The organism is Janibacter sp. CX7, from assembly GCF_024362365.1.
Classification (GTDB): Bacteria; Actinomycetota; Actinomycetes; order Actinomycetales; family Dermatophilaceae; genus Janibacter.
This window is the reverse complement of sequence record NZ_CP101464.1, coordinates 372174-392269: the sequence shown is the minus strand read 5'-3', so window position 1 is coordinate 392269 and position 20096 is coordinate 372174. Positions and strand designations below refer to the sequence as shown.

The 20096-nt window shown below is 73.0% G+C and carries 17 protein-coding genes, 1 tRNA gene and 1 riboswitch; of the genes, 10 read left to right on the top strand and 8 right to left on the bottom strand.

The features are described 5' to 3' along the window. Entirely contained in the window at positions 1-1236 is a 1236-nt protein-coding gene (locus NMQ01_RS01990) for an MFS transporter (RefSeq protein WP_255185217.1), read from the bottom strand. Positions 1237-1296: 60 nt separating this feature from the next. Here NMQ01_RS01990 and NMQ01_RS01985 point away from each other — a divergent pair. Next, positions 1297-1368, top strand: a tRNA-Arg gene (locus tag NMQ01_RS01985). Positions 1369-1382: 14 nt separating this feature from the next. On the opposite strand, the gene NMQ01_RS01980 is transcribed toward NMQ01_RS01985, so the two are convergent. Next, complete coding sequence (locus NMQ01_RS01980) at positions 1383-2819, bottom strand: HNH endonuclease signature motif containing protein (RefSeq protein WP_255185216.1); 1437 nt, start codon at positions 2817-2819, stop codon at positions 1383-1385. Between the two features lie 191 nt (positions 2820-3010). Here NMQ01_RS01980 and NMQ01_RS01975 point away from each other — a divergent pair, with 191 nt between their 5' ends. The 6 genes from NMQ01_RS01975 to mnhG are packed head-to-tail and all read left to right on the top strand — an operon-like array spanning position 3011 to position 9098. Further along, positions 3011-5830, top strand: a complete 2820-nt coding sequence (locus NMQ01_RS01975; RefSeq protein ID WP_255185215.1) for a Na+/H+ antiporter subunit A — start codon at positions 3011-3013, stop codon at positions 5828-5830. Continuing rightward, positions 5827-6270 carry a Na(+)/H(+) antiporter subunit C gene (locus NMQ01_RS01970; RefSeq protein ID WP_255185214.1) on the top strand — a complete coding sequence of 148 codons (444 nt, stop codon included), beginning with the start codon at positions 5827-5829 and terminating at the stop codon, positions 6268-6270. Before NMQ01_RS01975 ends, NMQ01_RS01970 begins: the two co-directional genes overlap by 4 nt. Then, positions 6267-7898, top strand: coding sequence for a Na+/H+ antiporter subunit D (locus tag NMQ01_RS01965; RefSeq protein ID WP_255185213.1), 1632 nt, complete (start codon positions 6267-6269; stop codon positions 7896-7898). Before NMQ01_RS01970 ends, NMQ01_RS01965 begins: the two co-directional genes overlap by 4 nt. Beyond that, positions 7895-8461: a Na+/H+ antiporter subunit E gene (locus tag NMQ01_RS01960; protein WP_255185212.1), complete on the top strand. Its 567-nt coding sequence runs from the start codon at positions 7895-7897 to the stop codon at positions 8459-8461. The genes NMQ01_RS01965 and NMQ01_RS01960 overlap by 4 nt, the downstream gene beginning before the upstream one ends. Then, the gene (locus tag NMQ01_RS01955) at positions 8458-8724 is read left to right on the top strand and encodes a monovalent cation/H+ antiporter complex subunit F (protein ID WP_255185211.1); all 267 of its coding nucleotides are present in this window, start codon (positions 8458-8460) and stop codon (positions 8722-8724) included. Before NMQ01_RS01960 ends, NMQ01_RS01955 begins: the two co-directional genes overlap by 4 nt. Next, complete coding sequence (gene mnhG, locus NMQ01_RS01950; protein ID WP_255185210.1) at positions 8721-9098, top strand: monovalent cation/H(+) antiporter subunit G; 378 nt, start codon at positions 8721-8723, stop codon at positions 9096-9098. The genes NMQ01_RS01955 and mnhG overlap by 4 nt, the downstream gene beginning before the upstream one ends. Before the next feature lie 60 nt (positions 9099-9158). Here the strand turns inward: mnhG and NMQ01_RS01945 are convergent, their stop codons facing one another. From NMQ01_RS01945 to NMQ01_RS01935, 3 genes are all read right to left on the bottom strand, one after another. Next, a complete protein-coding gene (locus NMQ01_RS01945) occupies positions 9159-10064 on the bottom strand; it encodes a C40 family peptidase (RefSeq protein WP_255185209.1) in 906 nt (301 codons plus the stop codon). 2 nt (positions 10065-10066) lie between these two features. After that, positions 10067-10242, bottom strand: a riboswitch (cyclic di-AMP (ydaO/yuaA leader). 116 nt (positions 10243-10358) lie between these two features. Continuing rightward, a complete protein-coding gene (locus NMQ01_RS01940; RefSeq protein WP_255185208.1) occupies positions 10359-11075 on the bottom strand; it encodes a metal-dependent transcriptional regulator in 717 nt (238 codons plus the stop codon). A gap of 7 nt (positions 11076-11082) precedes the next feature. Beyond that, entirely contained in the window at positions 11083-12282 is a 1200-nt protein-coding gene (locus tag NMQ01_RS01935; RefSeq protein WP_255185207.1) for an MFS transporter, read from the bottom strand. Between the two features lie 42 nt (positions 12283-12324). On the opposite strand from NMQ01_RS01935, the gene NMQ01_RS01930 reads away from it, so the two are divergent. From NMQ01_RS01930 to NMQ01_RS01920, 3 genes are read left to right on the top strand one after another with little or no spacing between them, the layout of a single operon-like run. Beyond that, a complete protein-coding gene (locus NMQ01_RS01930) occupies positions 12325-13065 on the top strand; it encodes a hypothetical protein (protein WP_255185206.1) in 741 nt (246 codons plus the stop codon). Next, a complete protein-coding gene (locus NMQ01_RS01925; protein ID WP_255185205.1) occupies positions 13062-13802 on the top strand; it encodes an SDR family NAD(P)-dependent oxidoreductase in 741 nt (246 codons plus the stop codon). Before NMQ01_RS01930 ends, NMQ01_RS01925 begins: the two co-directional genes overlap by 4 nt. Before the next feature lies 1 nt (position 13803). Next, a complete protein-coding gene (locus NMQ01_RS01920) occupies positions 13804-15105 on the top strand; it encodes a hydroxyacid-oxoacid transhydrogenase (protein WP_255185204.1) in 1302 nt (433 codons plus the stop codon). Between the two features lie 185 nt (positions 15106-15290). Here the strand turns inward: NMQ01_RS01920 and pdxH are convergent, their stop codons facing one another. From pdxH to NMQ01_RS01905, 3 genes are read right to left on the bottom strand one after another with little or no spacing between them, the layout of a single operon-like run. Continuing rightward, positions 15291-15995, bottom strand: a complete 705-nt coding sequence (pdxH, locus tag NMQ01_RS01915; RefSeq protein ID WP_255185203.1) for a pyridoxamine 5'-phosphate oxidase — start codon at positions 15993-15995, stop codon at positions 15291-15293. 21 nt (positions 15996-16016) lie between these two features. Then, positions 16017-18050, bottom strand: coding sequence for an acyltransferase family protein (locus tag NMQ01_RS01910; RefSeq protein WP_255185202.1), 2034 nt, complete (start codon positions 18048-18050; stop codon positions 16017-16019). Continuing rightward, on the bottom strand, positions 18047-20056 hold the full coding sequence (locus NMQ01_RS01905; protein ID WP_255185201.1) for an acyltransferase: 2010 nt from the start codon (positions 20054-20056) through the stop codon (positions 18047-18049). The genes NMQ01_RS01910 and NMQ01_RS01905 overlap by 4 nt, the downstream gene beginning before the upstream one ends. Positions 20057-20096: the final 40 nt, after the last annotated feature.

The window sequence follows — 20096 nt, the reverse complement described above, 5'->3', positions numbered from 1 at the left end:
CTAACAACCGAAGCGCCGCCCGAGCGGGACCAGCAGACCGAGCAGGAGTGCCGCGCCGCCCGCGAGCAGCCCGAGCGCCGGGTAGCCCCACCAGCCGACGACGACGCCGGCGAGGGCTCCCCCACCGCCCCCGGCCAGGCCCATCGCCACGTCGGACAGGCCCTGGGCCGCGGGCCGCTGGCGCAGCGGGACGGCGGCGGTGAGCAGGGTCGAGCCGGCGATGAGGGTGCACGACCAGCCCATCCCCAGCAGCACGAGCGCTGCCGTCAGGCGAAGGGAGTGCCCGCTCGCCGTCGAGGCTGCGAGGAGGCTCGCGGTGAGCAGCACACCGGAGCCGACGGCGATGACGACCCGTGAGCCCCAGCGGTCGACGGCCCAGCCGGTCAGGGGCGAGAAGGCGTACATGCCGACGACGTGGAGCGAGATGACCAGGCCGATGATCTCGAGGCCGGCGTGGCCGTGGCGCATGTGCAGCGGGGTCATGATCATCACCGACACCATGACGACGTGCCCCAGGGCCATGGCGACGACGCCCATGAGCGCGTCGGGTCGGCTGCGGATGACGGCCCACCCGCGGGAGGCCTCGCCCTCGAGGGCCGTCGGGTCCGGCTCGTCGTGGTCGACGTGCAGGCTGCGGGCGGTGAGCAGGGGGTCCGGGCGCAGCGCGAGCGTCAGGACGAGCGCCGCGAGGGCGATGCCGACGAGCGAGAGGACATAGGGGCCGACGAGGGCCGGCAGCCCGAGCTGGCGAGCGACCCACTGCCCCGGGCCGGTGAGGTTGGGCCCCGCCACGGCGCCGATGGTCGTGGCCCAGACGACGACGGACAGGTGCCGACCGCGGTGGGCCTCGTCGGCGAGGTCCATCGCGGCGAAGCGCGCCTGCGAGTTGGCCGCCGTCGCCCCGCCGAAGAGCAGGAAACCGAGCAGCAGCAGGACGAAGGAGCCGACCACCGACGCGGTCACGATGACCAGGCCGCCGACGATCGCCATGAGGTACCCCGTGGTCAGGCCGGGGCGCCTCCCGTTCGCCGCCATGACCCGCGCGACGACGAGCGCCGCCAGCGCTCCGCCCAGGGTCTGGGCCGTCCCGCCCAGCCCGGCCCAGGTCTCGCTGCCCGAGATGTCGGCCGCGAGGAGCGCACCGACCGCGGCCCCCGCGCTCACCCCGACGCCGCCGAGGACCTGCGATCCGGCGAGGGTGGTGACGGTGCGCCGCTGCAGTGCCGGGATGCTCACCGAAGGGAGTATGACGCGTACCCTGTCCCGTGGCGTGGTCGCCTCACCGCACCGCGCCCGGCCTCCGTAGCTCAGGGGAAGAGCACTTCTCTCCTAAAGAAGGTGTCGCTGGTTCGAATCCAGCCGGGGGCGCCCAGCCCTCTCCCCTACGCAGCGTCGAGCAGGGCCTGCAGGTGGGCCTCGAGCAAGGACTCCGGTGGCCGGGGCCCGCGGCCCGGGCCGAGCAGGGGTGGCGCGAGGCAGCGGACATCACCAGCAGCCGGGGTCGACAGCCTCACCTCGTGCGGCCCACCACCGGGGTCGAGCCCGGTCGAGATGACCTCGGCGCGCCAGCCGGGGGCCTCCTTGTCGAGGTTGTGCCGCTGGCACAGGCCCATGCCGTTGGCCGCGGAGGTCTCGCCACCCCGGGCGACCGGGCGGACGTGGTCGACCTGCCGCACCGGCGCATCGCACCACGGCACCCGGCAGGTCGGGTCGCGCAGCTCGATCAGCCGCCGCAACCTCCCGCCGAAGACCCGCTGCCGCGAGTCGACGGCCACGAGGTCGCGCCCGTCGGGAGTCGTCCACAGACGCCGCAGCCACAGGGCCGTCTCGCCGTCGCCGTCGTCGCCCGTGTCGAGCAGGCGGAGCACGTGCTCACGGGCGAGGTCACCGGCGAGCGCGCCGTGGCCCGGCACCTCGACCTGGTCGTCGGCGTCGCCACCCGGGAGCACGACACCCTCGCGCATCACCAGCCCGATCTCGACCGGCTGCGGCTGACCGGGCGCCCGCCCAGAGAGCAGCTCGAGCGCGGTGTCGGCCATCCACGCGCCGCGACCTCGCTGGTCGGCTGCGCGGGCTGCGTCGCTCTCGGGGTCACCGGTCGCCACGTGCCGCGCCTGCTCGGCCGCGCGCAGCGCGACGTGCGCGCCGACGACGTCGACGAGCGGCCCGAGCACGGACAGCCAGGCCATCCCGTCGGGCGCCGGGCGGACCGACACGTGCCGCGACGCCGCGGCCCGGCGCCGCCGCTCGACGACCGACCCCTGGTCCAGGTCGACGCAGGCCCGGTGCGCGGCGGCCGCAAGCGCCCGCTCCCCCAGGTCACGCAGCCCACCGGCAAGCCGACGATCGGCCTCGCGCCGGTGGTCCGGCGACAGGCACGCGGTCTCGCGCACGACGATCGTCGCCCGCCACTCGCTGATCTCCCCGGCCGTCAGCGCGGCCATCGTGCCGGGCAGCTCGTGGACGAGGGCCCGCGCAGCCCCGACGTGCCGGTCGGCCTGACCCGGCGAGCAGCGGCGCGCCAGCGCCACCTCGCTGCGCGTGGCCCGGCGCCGCAGCGAAGCCTCGCGACGGGAGATCTCCTCGGCGGCGGCCATCTCGGCCACCCGCGCGTCACGCTCCTCGACGAAGCGTGCAGTGGCGCGGGCCTGCGCGGCGGAGGCGGCCCCCTTCGTCATCTCGAGGAGGGCGACGACCTCGAGCAGCTCGACGTCGGTCAGCCCGTCGACGCCGGTGGCGGACACCTCGGCGAGGACGGCGCGCAGGCGCCCCGGGACCGTGGTCCCACTGACCTGATCGGTGATCGACTGCTGTGTCATGGCGCCTCCCCTCGCCCCTCCAGTATCGAACATGTGTTCGAAGAGTTCAAGAGGGTGGGCCGAGATTTCTTCGGGAACATGCCGAGCCGGGCACCTACGGCACCGCGAGGACGCGCGTGCACCCCGGCCTCGGGGCGCCGGTCACCTGCCGTTAAACTGGACTCCCGTCCCCGGACCCGTGAGAGGCCCTCGTGACCCTGCTGCTGCTTGCGCACTTCGCGGCGGCAGCAGTTGCGCCCGGCCTCGCCAAGTTCCTCAACCGACGCGCCTTCCTCGTCCTGGCCCTCGTGCCCGCCGCGGCCTTCGCCTGGCTTCTCGCCCAGACCGGCGACGTGACCGCCGGCCGGTCGATCGTCGAGGGCATCGCCTGGGTCCCCTCGCTCGGCATGGACTTCGCACTGCGGCTCGGCACCCTCCAGTGGCTCCTCGGGCTGCTCGTCACCGGCGTCGGTGCCCTCGCCCTGCTCTACTGCGCCTGGTACTTCAAGCCCGACGACCCCAGCCTGTGGCGCTTCACGGGCGTCTTCACCGCCTTCGCGGGCGCCATGCTCGGCCTCGTCCTCGCCGACAACCTCCTGGCGCTCTACATCTTCTGGGAGCTGACGACGGTCTTCTCCTACACGCTCATCGGGCACAACCCGGTGCGCTCGGCCAACCGCCGCTCCGCCACCCAGGCCCTGCTCGTCACGACCTTCGGCGGCCTGGCGATGCTCATCGGCACGGTGATCATCGGCGAGACGAGCAGCTACACGATCAGCGAGATGCTCGCCTCGCCGCCCCCGGCCGGCGCCCTGACGACGACGGCCGCCCTCCTCGTCCTCGTCGGCGCCCTCACCAAGTCGGCGCAGGTGCCCTTCCACTTCTGGCTGCCCGGCGCCATGGCCGCCCCGACCCCGGTGAGCGCCTACCTGCACGCAGCCTCGATGGTCAAGGCCGGCATCTACCTCATCCTGCTGCTCGAGCCGATCTTCGCGGACGTGCCCGGGTGGCGTCCGGTCCTGCTCGTCCTCGGCCTGTGGACGATGATCCTCGGTGGCTGGCGCGCCCTGCGTCAGGACGACATCAAGCTCCTCCTCGCCTACGGCACGGTGAGCCAGCTGGGCTTCATGACCGTCCTCGCGGGCGTCGGCACCCAGGCCGCCGGGCTGGCCGCCCTGGCCCTCGTCCTCTCCCACGCCCTCTTCAAGTCGGTGCTCTTCTTCAGCGTCGGCATCATCGACAAAGGGACCGGCACCCGCGACCTGACGCAGCTGCACGGCCTCGGGCGCACCGCACCGGTCCTCGCCGCGGCCGCGACCCTGTCCGCCGCCTCGATGGCCGGCCTGCCGCCGCTCGTCGGCTTCGTCGCCAAGGAGTCGGCGCTCACCGCCGTCATCGAGTCCGCCCACGGCCCCCTGTCGACGACCACCGGCTGGCTGGCCGTCGCCGGCCTCGTCACCGGGTCCGTGCTCACGGTCGCCTACTCCGCGCGGTTCGTCTGGGGTGCCTTCGCGACGAAGGGGGCGACCGGCGCCGCCCCGAGCCCCACCCCCTTCGCCGCACCCCACGCGCTGCTCATCGCGCCGGTCCTGCTGTCGCTCACGACCCTGGCGTCCGGCTTCTTCGGTGACCTGCTCACCGAGCTCTTCCACCCCTACACCGAGACGCTGCCGGGCGCCGAGCCCGAGCACCTCGCGCTGTGGCACGGCCTCACCCCGGCCCTCGGGCTGACCGTCGTGGCCATCGTCGCCGGCCTCCTGCTCTTCGTGGGGCGGGCCCCCTTCGCCCGGGTCCAGGCCGCGCTGCCCGAGGTGGTCAACGCCGAGCGCGTCTACCAGCGCTTCATGAAGGCCCTCGACCGCTTCGCCGTCGAGGTCACCGCCCTCGCCCAGGGCGGCTCGCTGCCGACCTACCTCGGCACGATCTTCCTCGTCGTCATCCTCCTGCCGGGCGTCGTCGCCGCCACCGCCCTGCCCGGCACCGAGGTGCGGCTGTGGGACACCTTCAGCCAGGCGGCCGTCGGGCTCTTCGTCATCGCCGCGGCGATCCTCGCCGTGCGCGGCCGCAACCGCCTCCAGTCGGTGATGTTCGTCGGCCTCACCGGCTACGGGCTCGCGCTGCTCTTCCACCTGCACGGGGCGCCCGACCTCGCCCTGACCCAGGTGCTCGTCGAGACCTTCTCCCTCGTGCTCTTCGTCCTCGTGCTGCGCATGCTCCCGCAGGACTTCCGCCGCCGTCCCCGCTCCGGCCGCCGCTCGCGCCGCCGGCTGTGGCGCCTCGCCCTCGCCGGGACCATGGGCGCGGCGATCTCCACCCTCACGGTCGTCGCGGCCAATGCCCGCATCCACGAGCCGATCAGCAAGGCCTTCCCCGAGCAGGCCTACGACTTCGGCCACGGACAAAATGTCGTCAACGTGACCCTCGTCGACATCCGCGCCTGGGACACCCTCGGCGAGATCTCGGTCCTCGTCGCGGCCGCGACCGGCATCGCCAGCCTGGTCTTCGTGCGCACCCAGGACGTCGAGCGCTCGTGGACCCGCCGGCGCAACCAGGGCCCGGTCACCGCGTCGATCCCCCGCGAGCGCCGCTCGGTCATCCTCGAGACCGCCACCCGGCTGGTCTTCCACGTGATGATCGCGCTCTCGCTCTACCTCCTCTTCTCCGGGCACAACCAGCCCGGCGGTGGCTTCGCCGGTGGCCTCGTCCTCGGTCTGGCGCTGCTCGTGCGCTACCTCGCCGGCGGTCGCGCCGAGCTCGACCGCGCCGCCCCGGTGAGCGCCGGTCTCGTCCTCGGGGCCGGTCTGGCCGTCGCGGCGATCTCCGCGCTCGCGCCGCTCGCCTTCGGCGGCACCGTCCTGCAGTCGGCGGTCGTCGAGTTCGACGTCCCCGTCTGGGGCCACGTCAAGCTCGTCACCGCGATGTTCTTCGACATCGGCGTCTACCTCATCGTCATCGGGCTCGCGCTCGACGTCGTCCGCTCGCTCGGTGCGGGTGTCGACAAGCAGGCCGAAGAGGACGGGGCCATCGCATGAACGCCGTCGCCCCCAACCTCAGCCTCGTCGTCGTCGCCGGCTTCCTCATCGCGACCGGCGTCTACCTGCTCCTCGAGCGAGCGCTCACCCGCCTGCTCCTCGGCATCGTCCTCGCGTCCAACGGCGTCGCCACGCTCTACCTCGTCGTCTCCGGACCGGCGAAGGGAGCCCCCTTCGTCGGTGCACGACCGGCCGACGAGATGAGCGACGCGCTCCCCCAGGCGATGGTGCTCACCGCGATCGTCATCGCCCTGGCCTCGGTCGGCTTCGTCCTCTCCCTCGCCTACCGCCAGTGGCGGATCACCGGCAGCGACGACGTCCCCGACGACGCCGAGGACGAGCTGATCAAGCGCCTCGCCGACCGCGACGAGGTCTCCAGCACCTACGACGACGACACCCAGTCCACGACCGAGGCCGAAGAGGAGGACGCGACCGCATGACCGTGGCCAACCTCCTGCCCATGCCGGTGCTGCTGCCGCTGCTCGGCGCCGCCCTCACCCTCGTCGCGCGCCGCCACCCCCGCGCGCAGGTCGCCATCAGCATCGCCGTGCTCGCCGCCAGCCTCGCCGTCGCCGCCACCCTCATGTGGTCCACCCACCACGACGGACCCATCGCGCTGTGGCTCGGGGCGTGGTCCGAGCCCTTGGGCATCGCGCTCGTCGCCGATCGGCTCTCGGCCCTGATGCTGCTCATCAGCTCCTTCGTCATCCTCGTCGTGCTCGTCTTCGCCATCGGGCAGGGCGTCGCCGACGGCGACGAGGACTCGCCGCTCGCGATCTACTTCCCGACCTATCTCGTGCTCTCGGCCGGCGTGTCCAATGCCTTCCTCGCCGGCGACCTGTTCAACCTCTTCGTCAGCTTCGAGATGCTGCTCTTCGCGAGCTTCGTCCTGCTGACCCTCGGCGGCAGCGGCACCCGGATCCGGGCGGGCACGACCTACGTCATCGTCTCGATGGTCTCCTCCTTCCTCTTCCTGTCGGCGATCGCCGGGGTCTACGCCGCGACCGGCACGGTCAACCTGGCGCAGCTCTCCCTTCGACTGCCCGAGATCGACCCGACGGTCTCGCTGGCGCTGCAGCTGATGCTCCTCACCGTCTTCGGCATCAAGGCAGCCGTCTTCCCGATGTCGGCCTGGCTGCCCGACTCCTACCCGTCGGCGCCGGTGCCCGTGTCGGCCGTCTTCGCCGGACTGCTCACCAAGGTCGGCGTCTACGCGATCGTGCGCACCCAGTTCCTGCTCTTCCCCGAGTCACCGCTGCACCACCTGATCATGGGGGCCGGCCTGCTGACGATGATCATCGGCATCCTCGGGGCAGTCGCCCAGCCGGGGATCAAGCGGATGCTCTCCTTCACCCTCGTCAGCCACATCGGCTACATGCTCTTCGGCATCGGGCTGGCGAGCGAGTCCGGGGTGTCGGCGGCGATCTTCTACATCGCCCACCACATCACCGTGCAGACCGCGCTCTTCCTCATCTCCGGCCTCATCGAGCGGGTGGGCGGCTCGACGGTCATCGACCGCCTCGGCGGGCTCGCCGCGAGCACCCCGGTGCTCGCCGCCCTCTTCTTCGTCCCGGCGATGAACCTCGCCGGCATCCCGCCCTTCTCCGGCTTCGTCGGCAAGGTCGGCCTGCTGCAGGCCGGCACCCAGGACGGCAGCATCATCGCTTGGACGCTCGTCGTCGGCTCGGTCGTCACCTCGCTGCTCACCCTCTACGCCGTGGCCAAGACGTGGAGCGCCGCCTTCTGGCGGCCGCGCGCGGTCGAGGGCCAGGACCAGACCTTCGAGATGCCGACGCTCACCCCGAGCTTCGGGCGGCTGAGCGACGCCATCGGCGCCGCCGTCGCGGCCCAGCGCCCCTCGACCCCGATCGCCCCGCCGCCGGCGGTGACCCAGGTCGAGCGGCCGATGCCGCCGCTCATGCTGGGCGCGGCCGCCGCGGTCGTCGCCTTCAGCCTGGGCCTCTCGCTCTTCGCCGGCCCGCTCTTCACCTACACCGACGCGGCGGCCCGGCAGATGCTCTCCAGCGATGCCTACGTCCGCGCCGTCCTGCCCGAGGAGGCGCCGTGAGCGACACCGCCATCGACACGACCCCGGCGACCCGTCGGCGCGGCGGCTTCCAGCCCCGGGCGATCATCGGCCTGGCCGTCGTGTGGGTCCTGCTCTGGGACCGCATCACCCTGGGCAACATCATCAACGGCCTGATCATCGGCGCGGTCGTCACGCAGATCTTCCCGCTGCCCTCGATCCAGTACTTCGGCCGGATCCACCCGTGGCGCCTCCTGCTGCTCATCGGGCGCTTCCTCGTCGACCTCGTGAGCGCCGCGGTCCAGATCGCCGGCGCCACCCTGAGCCGCCGCCCCAGCCAGGGTGGCTCGATCGTCGAGGTCCGGATGCGCACGCACTCGGAGTTCTACATGACGATCGTCTCCGCGCTCGTCTCCCTCGTGCCCGGGTCGATCGTCGTCGAGGCCCGACGCGGCGCCAACGTCCTCTACGTCCATGGCTTCCACGTCACCACGCCGGAGGGCATGGAGGAGCTGCGACGAGACGTCCTGGCCGTCGAGACCCGGGTCGTGCGGGCCATCGGCACCCCCGAGGAGATCTCGATCTGCACGCAGGAGGTCGCATGAGCATCATCCTGTCGATCGGACTCGGGCTACTCTTCGCCGCCGCCGGCCTGGTCCTCGTGCGCATCGCGCGGGGTCCGACCAACCTCGACCGCGCCCTGAGCCTCGACGTGGTCATCGTCATCGTCATCGGCATCATGGCGACGCAGATCGTGCGCAGCGGTGACGCCGGGACGCTGCCGATCCTCGTCGTCTTCAGCCTCACCGGATTCGTCGGGTCGGTCTCGGTCGCCCGCTTCATGGCCCGCAAGGACGATGCCTCGTGAGCTGGGCACAGATCCTCGACCTCGCCGGGGCGATCAGCCTGCTCCTCGGTGCCACGCTGGCCCTCGTCGGCGCGATCGGCTTGGTGCGCCTGCCCGACCTCTTCGCCCGCATGCACGCCGCCACCAAGCCACAGACCCTGGGTCTGCTGCTCATCCTGCTCGGCCTGGCGCTCACGGTGCGCACCTGGGCCTCGGTCGCCACGCTGCTCATCGTCCTCGGCGCCCAGGCCCTCACCGCGCCCGTCACCGCGCACATGCTCGGCCGCGCCGGCTATCGCACCGGCGTCACCGAGGACGACCTGCTCCACCACGACGAGCTCGGCGCCGCCTACCGACGGATGCAGGAGCAGGACCGGCAGCGCGAGCAGTCCTGACGACATGACGCAGGGGGCGAAGGGAGCGGCTGCTCCCTTCGCCCCCTGTCGGGTCGGCGCTCAGACCCGGCCGTAGCCGGAGACGCCGTCGAAGATCGGACGGATCGAGATCGACGAGCCGGTGCGCGGCGAGTCGATCATCATGCCGTCGCCGACGTAGATGCCGACGTGCCACGACGGGGAGCCGAAGAAGACCAGGTCGCCGGGCTGCGGGTTGGACACCGGGGTGGCGGCGGCCTGCTGGGCGGTGGTCACGCGCGGGATGGACTTGCCGGCCTTGGCGAAGACGTACTGCGTGAAGCCGGAGCAGTCGAAGCCCGCGGGGGTCGAGCCGCCGTAGACGTAGGGGGTGCCGATGTACTGCTTGGCGATCGCGATGACGCCACCGGAGGTCGGGGCCGGCGCGGAGGGAGCCTGCGTCGGCTCGGGGGTGCTGGCCGGGGCCGGCGTGGTCGCGGGGGCCTGACGCTCCTGCGAGCGGCTGGCGGCGGCCTCCTCCGAGCGCTGCTCCTCCTGGGCCTCACGGGCCTGCTCGGCGCGGCGGGCCTCGGCGGCCTGCTCCTGCTCGCGCTGACGCTCGGCGGCGGCCTCCTGGCGGGCCTGCTCGCGCTCGGCGCGCATGCGCAGCTGGTAGGGGGTCGGGCCGGTCGGCTTGGCGACGGGCTCGACCTCGATCTGACCGAAGTCGGCGCTCGTGGCCTTGGCCGTGGCGGTCGTGCTCGGGGCCGTGACGGCGGCGGCAGCCGGGGCGGCCGGCGCGGCGGCGGCCGCGGGCGTGGCGTCGGCCTGCTCGACGGCGGGGGCGGCCTGGGCGGGGATGGCGATCGCGGCGACGAGGCCACCGGAGGCGGCGAGGACGGCCGAGCCCTTGGCCAGCGGGGTGCCGGTCTGGCTGATGACGGTGCCGATCTCGGCGAGGGGGTTGTAACGCTCAGGAGCGCGGTGGCGCCCGACGGAGTGAGACACGATGAATACCTCTGTCCCGCCTGCGAGGTCAGCTGTCGGGTTCGGGCGAGAGGTGCGGCCCGGTCCCGCGGCTCCGGACCGACCTAGCGGTCCGCGTGCCGTGGGACTTCACCCCGAGGAGCATCCGCGATGCCCCATGAGTGGGTCCCCCGCTCCTGCCATGCGGTGAAGTGCAGCAGCCGTCGGTGCGGTGGCAGGACAAGGCGTCCGCGAGACGGATCCGCCCAGGGGAGGCGGACTCAGGAACCGTACCCGCTGATCACGAAAATGTCACACCGCGGTCACGGACTGCGCTCAGGAGGCGGACGCCGGCTCGACGAAGACGTGCATGGCGACGTCGCGCGGCAGCGAGACGGCGTCGCTGGCGGCGCCGTCGCGGGCGACGACCACCCGGTCCTCCTCGGGGGTGACGAGCACGATCTCGCCGGGGCGCAGCCGCGCCTCGGTGAGCAGCTCGAGCGCCTCGTGGTCGACCTGCGCGGGCTCGCCGATGCGGCGCACCCGGAAGGTCCCGGTCAGGCCCTCGTCGACGATGTCGGTCAGGCTGCTCAGGCCCTCGAGGTAGTCGTCGGCGGGCGCCTCGTCACCACCGGCGAGCAGCTCCTCGAGGCCGGGGATCGGCGTGCCGTAGGGCGACTCGCGGTGCTCGGGCAGCATGGCGAGGATCTTGCGCTCGACCCGCTCGCTCATGACGTGCTCCCAGCGGCAGGCCTCGTCGTGGACGTGCTCCCACTCCAGCCCGATGACGTCGGCGAGCAGTCGCTCGGCGAGCCGGTGCTTGCGCATCACCCGGGTCGCGAGCAGACGACCCTCGTCGGAGAGCACGAGGCGCCGGTCGTCGCCGAGGCTGACCAGCCCGTCCCGCTCCATGCGCGCGATCGTCTGCGAGACGGTCGGGCCGGAGTGGCCCAGCCGCTCGGCGATGCGGGCCCGCATGGGAGGGATGTCCTCCTCCTCGAGCTCGAAGATCGTGCGGAGGTACATCTCCGTGGTGTCGATGAGATCCTTCACGGCACCATCATGCCTTGCCCGCGCGAGCGCGGTCCGCCCGCGATACCCACACGCTCGTCCACGCCAGCCCGGTGAGGCCGGCGACCCCGAGGACGACCGCGGCGGCCGGCAGCGAGACGAGGGCGGTGACGGCGCTCAGCCCGAGCGATCCGCCGGCGTGGCCCACCTCGCCCATGAGCCGCCAGGCGCCGAGGAACTGCGCCCGGTCGCGGGTCGGTGCCGCGTCCGCCCCGAGCGTCATGACGATGCCGGACCCCAGACCGTTGCCCAGGGACATCACGAGGGCCACGGCGAGCAGCTCCCCCTTCGTCCCCGCGAGGGGCAGGGCGAGGAAGGCGGCGGAGACCACCGACAGCAGCACCGCGACGACCCAGACCCGGCCGAGCCGGTCCATGACCCAGCCACCCGGGTAGACGAGGAGCAGCTCGGCGACGCCGGCCGCGGCGAAGATCTGCGAGGAGTCGACGCCGTCGAGGCCGATGTGCACGGCCCACAGCGGCAGGATCACCAGACGCGACTGCCGCAGGGCCGAGATGACGGTGACGCCGATGCCCTGCGTGAGCAGCAGCCGCGCGTGCCGCCGGATGACGGCGAAGACCCCCGCGTGGTGGTCCTCGGCCCGGGCGCGCTCGTGGTCGCCGGTGAGGTCGGGCGCGGTGAGCACGGTGACCACGGAGCCGACGGCGAGGACGACGGCCACCCCGTAGGCCCCCTGCAGGCCGAAGGGGGCGATCGCCACCGAGCCGACGACGGGCCCGAGGAGCAGCCCCGCGCGCATCGCACCGCCGAGCAGGGACATGCCGCGGGCGAGCAGGTACTGCGGCAGCACGTCGATCATGTAGCCCTGCCGGGCGAGGAAGAAGGCCGAGGAGGCCAGCCCGGAGACGAGCAGGGCGAGCGCCATGAGCCACAGCGAGGGGGCCCACCCGGCGACGGCGAGCGCGACGATGTCGAGCAGGCCGGCGCGCACGAGGGTGGCCCGCTCGCCGATGCGGGCGACGAGGGCGCCGGCGGGCAGCACCCCGACGAGCTGCCCGATGCCCGTGAGCGAGACGACGAAGGCCGCCAGGCCCAGGCTCGCGCCGAGCTCGTCGGCCCGCAGGGCCGCGATCGGGACGACGGCTCCGCTCGCGGCGGCGGACAGGAAGGTGGGCCCGAAGGCGGGTACGGCGATGCGCCTCCAGCCGAAGGCCTCGCTCGTACTCATCCCCCTCATCCTCTCCCGGGGCACCGTCGCTAGGTTGGGGTGGTGCACACCACAGCCGAGACGACGACCGTTGCCCCGCTGCACGTCGGCCCGCCGGGGACCGGCAACGGCGGCTGGGTCTGCGGTCTGCTCACCGAACGACTCGACGACCTCGTCCCCGCTGAGGGGGACCTGACGGCGGCGACGGTACGCCTGAGCGCTCCCACCCCGCTCGGCAGTCCACTGCGGTGGGAGGTCGACGGCACCGTCGCCGACGGCCCCGACCTCGCGGTGCACCTCCTCGACGGCGAGACCCTGCTCGGCACGGCCCGTCGCACGACCGCCCCCGGCCTGGCAGTCCCCGCACCGGTCTCCCTCGAGGCGGCCAGGGCCGCGGCCGCCGAGTTCGACGCGAGCGGGCACCCCTACCCCGGCTGCTACGTCTGCGGGCCGGAGGCCGAAGGGGGTCTGCGCGTCTTCGCGGCGCCGGTCGCCGGCCGCGAGGACGTCCTCGCCGCGCCGGTGACGATCACCGACGAGGGGCTGCCTCCCGTACTCGCCGCGCTCGACTGCCCGGGCGCCTTCGCCGTCGGCTTCGCCGACGGCCCGCTCCTGCTCGGCACCCTCACCTCGACGGTGGCCGCCGACGTCCCTCGTGGGCGCGAGCTCGTCGTCATCGCGTGGGAGACCGGTCGCGAGGGCCGCAAGCGCCACACCGGCACCGCCCTGCTCGACGGCGAGCGCGTCCTCGCGAGCGCCGCCGCCACCTGGATCGCCCCCGCACCACGACAGGAGTCCTCATGACCCGCCCCCTCGCCGTCGTCACCGGAGCCAGCGGGGGGATCGGCGCGGCCACCGCGCGGGCCCTGGCTGCCGCCGGCCACGAGGTCGTCTGCGCGGCCCGCAGCACCGAGGCGATCACCGCGCTCGCGGCCGAGATCGACGGCCGGGCGGTCACCTGCGACGTCACGGACCCGGACTCCGTCGCGGCCCTTGCGGCCGAGGTCGGCGACCGCCTCGACGTGCTCGTCAACAACGCCGGCGGCGCCTACGGCCTCGACCCCGTCGCCACGGGTGACGTCGAGGACTGGCGGGCGATGTACGAGGTCAACGTCATCGGCACCCTGCGCATGGTGCAGGCCCTGCTCCCTTCGCTCGTCGCGGGTGAGGGGATCATCGTCAACGTCGGCTCGACGGCGGGGCGCACCTCCTACGAGGGCGGCGCGGGCTACACCGCGGCCAAGCACGCGCTCGCGACGATGACCGAGACGATGCGCCTCGAGCTCGTCGACCAGCCGGTGCGCGTCACCGAGATCGCGCCGGGCATGGTGCACACCGAGGGCTTCTCGCTCACCCGCTTCAAGGGTGACCAGGAGCGAGCGGACAAGGTCTACGCGGGCGTCGCCGAGCCGCTCGTCGCCGAGGACATCGCCGACGCCATCACGTGGATGGCCACCCGGCCGCGCCACGTCAACGTCGACCTCATGGTCGTCAAGCCCCGCGCGCAGGCTGCCGCGCACAAGGTCCACCGGGAGAGCTGACATGACCGACCTGCCCACGCCCACCACGCCCGAGGCCGTCTTCACCTATGCCGCACCGCGGCTGAAGTTCGGCCCCGGCGCCGTCCGCGAGATCGGCCACGACGTCGCCGGGCTCGGCGGCCGTCACGTCCTCGTCGTCACCGACCCCGGCCTCGCCGCGACCGGCCACCCCGAGCGGGTCGCCGAGGCCCTGCGGGCCGCCGGCCTGACGGCCGAGGTGCACGACTCGGCCGCCGTCGAGCCGAGCGATGCCTCGCTGGCCGCCGCCGTCGAGAGGGCGAAGGGGGGTCCCCGCCCCGACGTCGTCGTCGCCGTCGGCGGTGGGTCGAGCATCGACACGGCCAAGGCGGTGTCCCTGCTGCTGAGCAACCCCGGCGAGCTCATGGACTACGTCAACGCACCGGTCGGCGGCGGGCGCGCGCCCGAGCAGCCGGTGCTGCCGCTCGTCGCCGTGCCGACGACGACCGGCACCGGGGCCGAGTCGACGACCGTCTGCGTCCTCGACGTGCTCGCGTCCAAGGTCAAGACCGGCATCAGCCACGAACGGCTGCGCCCCGTGCTCGCCGTCGTCGACCCCGAGCTGACCGCGACCCAGCCGGCGGGGGTCACCGCCTCGGCGGGCATGGACATCCTCTGCCACGCGCTCGAGTCGTGGACCGCGCGGCCCTACACGAGCTACGAGCACAAGAGCGCCGACCAGCGCGTGCCCTACTGCGGGTCCAACCCGATCTCCGACCTCTACGCGGAGAAGGCGATGCGGCTGCTCGCCGGCGCCTTCCGCGGGGCCGTCGCCGGGCAGGAGCAGGCGCGCGTCGACATGGCGCTCGCGGCGACCTTCGCGGGCATGGGCTTCGGCAACGCCGGGGTGCACGTGCCGCACGCCAACGCCTACCCGATCGCCGGTCGGGTCCACGACCTCGGCTCCGACTTCCGGCCGCGCGACTACGACGTCGACGAGGCGATGGTCCCGCACGGCATGGCGGTCGCCTCGACCGCGCCGGCGGCCTTCGCGATGACCTACGCGGCCGACCCGCAGCGGCACCTCACCGCCGCCGGCTGGCTCGACCCGCAGGGCCTGGACGCCGACGCCCCCGAGCCGGAGCGCCTCTCGGCCGTGCTGCGACGGCTCATGCACGACATCGGCCAGCCCTCGGGCCTGGCCGAGATCGGCTACGGCGAGGCCGACGTCGACGGCATCGTCTCGGGCACGATGCAGCAGCAGCGCCTGCTCGCCACCGCCCCGCGCCCCGTCACCGAGGAGGACGTCGCCGGCGTGGTCCGGGCCTCGATGCACCACTGGTGAGGACGCCGGACCTCCCCCGTCGCGCACGGTCGCGGGCACAGGGCTGGGGGTGGCCCTCAGGAAAAGTCCGGACCGCTCTCCCCGCATCTCGCGGAGCGTAGGACGTCCGGACTTTCCCATGAGTCGGGCCGACCCCCACCCTGCACCCGCTCCCTGACGTCACGTCGTCGTCCGGTCGCCGGGGCTCAGGGCTGGAGGCGCCCGACCCGCCAGGCTCCTGGGGTCTCGAGGCCGCCGTCGGCGACGCGCGTCCAGCGGAAGCGGTCGTGGAGCCGGTCGCTGCGCCCGGCCCAGGCCTCGACCTCGTCGCAGACGATCCGCCAGCCACCCCAGAAGTCGGGACGCGGCACGTCCTGGCCCGCGAAGCGCTCCTCGACCTGGGCCCAGGCCCGGTCCAGCGACTCGCGGCCCTCGATCGGCTGCGACTGGTGCGAGACCCACGCGCTCAGCTGCGACCCGCGGGGGCGCTGGGCGAAGTAGGCGTCGACCTCGGCCTCGGCCACGAGCTCGGCCCGCCCGCGGAAGCGGATGGCACGAAACATCGCCGGCCAGGTGATCGTCGCGGCGATGACCGGCGTCGCCTGCAGCTGGCGGCTCTTCGTCGAGTCGAGGTTGGTGACGAAGCCCGGGCCGCGACCGTCGAGGAAGCGCATGAGCACCGTGCGCACGTCCGGCCGCCCGTCGGCGTCGACGGTCGCGACGGCGAAGGACAGCGGCTCGGGCACGTCACCGCGATCGGCCTGGCGTGCCCGGGCGGCGTCGATCCACGACGTCACCAGCGCGAAGGGGGCGCCCGGCACCTCGGTCTCGGACAGCCCCTCCCCGGAGTAGTCCACGTGGTCCGCCGCGGGCGGTGTGCGAGGGATCATCCCGTCGGGCGAGGCGCTCATGGCCGCCAGACTACGACCGGCCTAGGAGCGCGTCGCCTCGACCACCCGTGGGGTCAGCCAGGTCCAGACCATGGCGGCCCCGGCGGGCGAGAAGTGGACCGTGTCGGAGTAGAGCGGCACGCCCTTGATCTCCTCGCGGTAGCCGTCGCCGCACAGCGGCTCCCAGAGGTCGAGGACCTGCCGGTCGACCCCCTTCGTCCCTCGTGACCCACCCTCGCCGCGCGCCCAGTCGCGCACGACGTCGTTGACCCAGCCGACATTGGCCGGGTCGGAGATCGGGCCGGCGAACTGCCGCAGCGAGGGGTCGAGCTTGTCCGGGTCGACCTCGCGGCAGGGCATCGTCGCGACCTGCACGTGGGTGACGCCGGCCTCGTGGGCGCGCCGCTCGATCTCGTCGAGGGTCTCGGTGACGAGCGCGGCGTGCTCGTCCGAGCGCGAGCCGACCGTGCTGCCGTCGACCTCGTGCTCGCCGATGAGCTGCGGCCCGGGCAGGACGAGCAGGTCGGTCGCGCCGGCCTCCTCGACCTGCTGCGGCCAGTTGCGGCGCCACTCGTCGCAGGACTCGTCCTCGGGCATCGGGGAGCCGTCGGCGAGCAGCGGGGCGTCGACGAGGTCGCAGCCGATGCGCGAGAGGTTGGTCATCGTCACGCCGGGGTGGTCCTCGGCGCGCCAGCCCTTGCCGAGCGAGACCCCGACCGAGTCGCCGAGCAGCGCCATGTCGACCGGAGGGTCCGCGGGCGCCGGGTCGGCGTCGGCCGCGACGAGCGGCGGCACCTCGAGGTCGGCCTCGCTCACCGGCCGGGTGAAGACGAAGCCCGCGAGCACGGCCACGACGGCGACACCGGCGACCGGGACCGACCACACCGGCGCCCCGCCGCGGCGGGCCCTGCGGGCCGCGCGACCGGAGCGGGCGCGTGGTGCTGGCCGCAGCGCGTGCGGCAGGAGCGCGCCGAAGCCGTGCTGCAGCACCGGCACCTCGAGCCAGCGGAAGGACGCGTAGGCGACGCCGACGGTCACGGCGAGCTGCGCGAGCACCGAGACCACGAGGGGCAGCGGGTCGAGGAGCGGACCCAGCCAGAGGTGGATGGGCCAGTGGTAGAGGTAGAGCCCGTAGGTCATCTGGCCGAGCAGCACCGCCGGCCCCCAGCTCGCGACCCGGTTGATGAGCAGCGGCCGCGGGTCGGTCGCGGCCAGGCCCATCATCGCGGCGCCGACGGCGAAGAAGAGCATGCCGCCGCTCGTGAAGAGCCACTCGCTGCGCGGCCCGACGACGACGAAGGCCGAGAGCGAGACGAGGAAGCCGACGAGACCGATGGCCTGCGTGACCCCGGCCGAAGGGCGCCGCCCCAGTCGTCCTCGGTGGTCCCGGCCGAGGAGCGCCGCGACCACCGCACCCACGAGCAGCGCCTGCGCGCGGGTGTCGGTGCCGTAGTAGAGCCGGGCGAAGTCGACGCCGGAGCGGGCGAGGTGGGCGGTCCACGCGGCGGAGGCGACGGCGAGCGCCGCGAGAGCGACGACACGGGCGGTGCGGCTGGTGCGCCACACGGCGAAGAGCACGAGCACGAGGAGCGGCACGAGCAGGTAGAACTGCTCCTCGACGCCGAGCGTCCACGCGTGCCGCAGCGGCGAGGGGTTGCCGACCTGCTCGAAGTACGCGTCGTCCTGGCTGATGAGGCGCCAGTTCTGCACGAAGAAGAGCGAGGCGAGCACGTCGCCGGCGTCGCGGTGGCGGTTCGCCGACCCGGCGAAGAGGCTCGCGACGAGCACCGCGGTGCACACGGCGACGAGCGCCGGCAGCAGCCGCTCGGCGCGGCGGCGGTAGAAGCGCAGGACGTCGATGCCACCGGTGCGGGCCCGCTCGGAGATGAGCAGCCGGGTGATCAGGTAGCCGGAGAAGGCGAAGAAGTGGTTGATGCCCACCCAGCCGCCGACGAGGAAGGTCGCGCCGAAGTGGTAGAGCAGCACGAGGGTGACGAAGAGCCCCCGGTAGCCGTCGAGGGCAGCCAGCCGCTGCTCCCCCGTCGACGTCCTCAGGGATGCGGTCAGCGCCCTCACGACCGGGCCCGCACGTAGTTGCGGCTCACCTGGCCGAGGACGTGCTCCCAGATCATCGGGGTCGCCTCCGGCGAGAAGTGGAGGTAGTCGTTGAAGACCTTGATGCCGCCGATCTCCTCGGGGTAGCCGTCGGAGCACAGGGCACCGTGCAGGTCGACGACCTGCACGTCGTCATGGGAGTCGGCCCACTGCTCGACGAGCCGGTTGATCCGCTTCGGCTCCTTGTACTCCTTGACGATCGCGGGGTTGGAGTCGAAGACGACGCGGAACTCCTCGGGGATGGAGTCCTTGACCGGCTTGCGGCAGGGGACGTTGACGATCTGCACCTGCGTCGCACCGGCGTCGAGCGCCTGGCGGCGCAGCCGGTCCCAGCGCGAGCGGATGAGGTCGAGGTAGGCCTTGTCGTCGAGCCAGAGCCGCTCGCCGTCGACGATGTGCGGTACCGCGAGCAGCGGCGAGGCCCAGATGAGCAGGACGTCGTCGCCGTTGCTCTTGAACTCCTGCGGCCACTCCTTCTTCATGGCCGTGCACTTCGGCTCGTTGCCCATCTGGAAGCCCGGGGCCCAGCTGATCGGCTCGGAGAGCAGGTCGCAGCCCTCGCGGGAGTAGTTGTCGAGGGTGACGCCGGGGAAGGTCTCCTGCGGGAAGCGGTCGACGAGGAAGAAGGGCACCGAGTCGCCGAAGACGCCGATGCGGGCCGGCTCGCCCTCGCGGTAGGAGGGCTGCCCGGCGACGATCTTCGGCGGCGGGCCCTGCGGCACCGCGACGGTCGGCTCCGCGGGTGCGGTGGGGGCGCTGCTCGCGACGGCGAGCCCGGCGCCGGCGAGCAGGACGACCGGCAGCAGGGTCGCGACGACCGGGGTGCGCACCGACGGCAGCAGGCCGCGGACGCCGCGCTTGATGACCGGGCGCTCGACGTACTGGTAGGACAGCTGGGCGATGCCGATCGTCAGCACGGCGCACAGGACGAACTCGATGATCGCGTTGTCGGTGAGCCGGCCGTTGCCGACGGCCAGCCAGATCGGCCAGTGCCACAGGTAGAGGCCGTAGGAGAGGCGGCCGGCGTGGGCCAGCGGCCGCCAGCCGAAGATCGCGTGCACCCAGCTCGGCCGCTCGTCGACGCAGGCGATGACGAGCAGCGCGCTGCCGAGCGCGAAGAAGAACATGCCGCCGAGGTTGAACATCCAGCCCGAGTAGGGCCCGACGACGACGAAGGAGAAGACGCTCGAGACGACGCCGACCACCCCGGCGACGGCGACGACCGGCCGGGAGAAGGACGGCAGCGCCCCGCTGCGCCCGGGGGCGAGCCACACGCCGAGGGCGGCACCGATGAAGAGGGCCTGGGCGCGGGTGTCGGTGCCGTAGTAGACGCGGGGGTAGTCGCTCGCGTCGTGGAAGCCGACGACCGCGGTCCACACCGCGCTGGCGACGGCACCGGCGAGCAGCACGAGGGCCATCCGCCGGCGCGTGCGGGCCCAGAGCATCAGACCGAGGATGACGAAGGGGACGAGGACGTAGAACTGCTCCTCGATCGCCAGGGTCCAGGCATGACGAAGGGGGGACTCCCCCCCCTTCGTCCCGAAGTACTGGTCACCCTCGGCGATCAGCCGCCAGTTCATGACGTAGCCGAGGGTGGCGAGGACGTCGCCGCCGATCTTGCGGCGGACCGCGTCGTCGGCCCACAGCACCGCGTAGACGAGGACGAAGGTCAGGACGAGGAAGAGCCCGGGCAGGAGCCGGCGGGCACGGCGCCGGTAGAAGGCCCAGACGTCGATGTCACCGTGCTGGACCCGCTCCTCGACGAGCAGTCGGGTGATGAGAAAGGCCGACAGGACGAAGAAGAGGTTGATGCACACCCACATGCCGGCGAGCTGGTCCACCCCGAAGTGATAGGCCATGAAGCAGAGCATGAAGAGCCCTCGCACCCCGTCGAGAGCCGGGCTGTACCCGAGGCGTGAACGCACCACCCGGAGCTCCTCGTCGATCGTCTGCGTGGCCCCGGGCATGCTACCGGCTGGTTGCCCCGGGATCGTCCTGTCGTCGGGA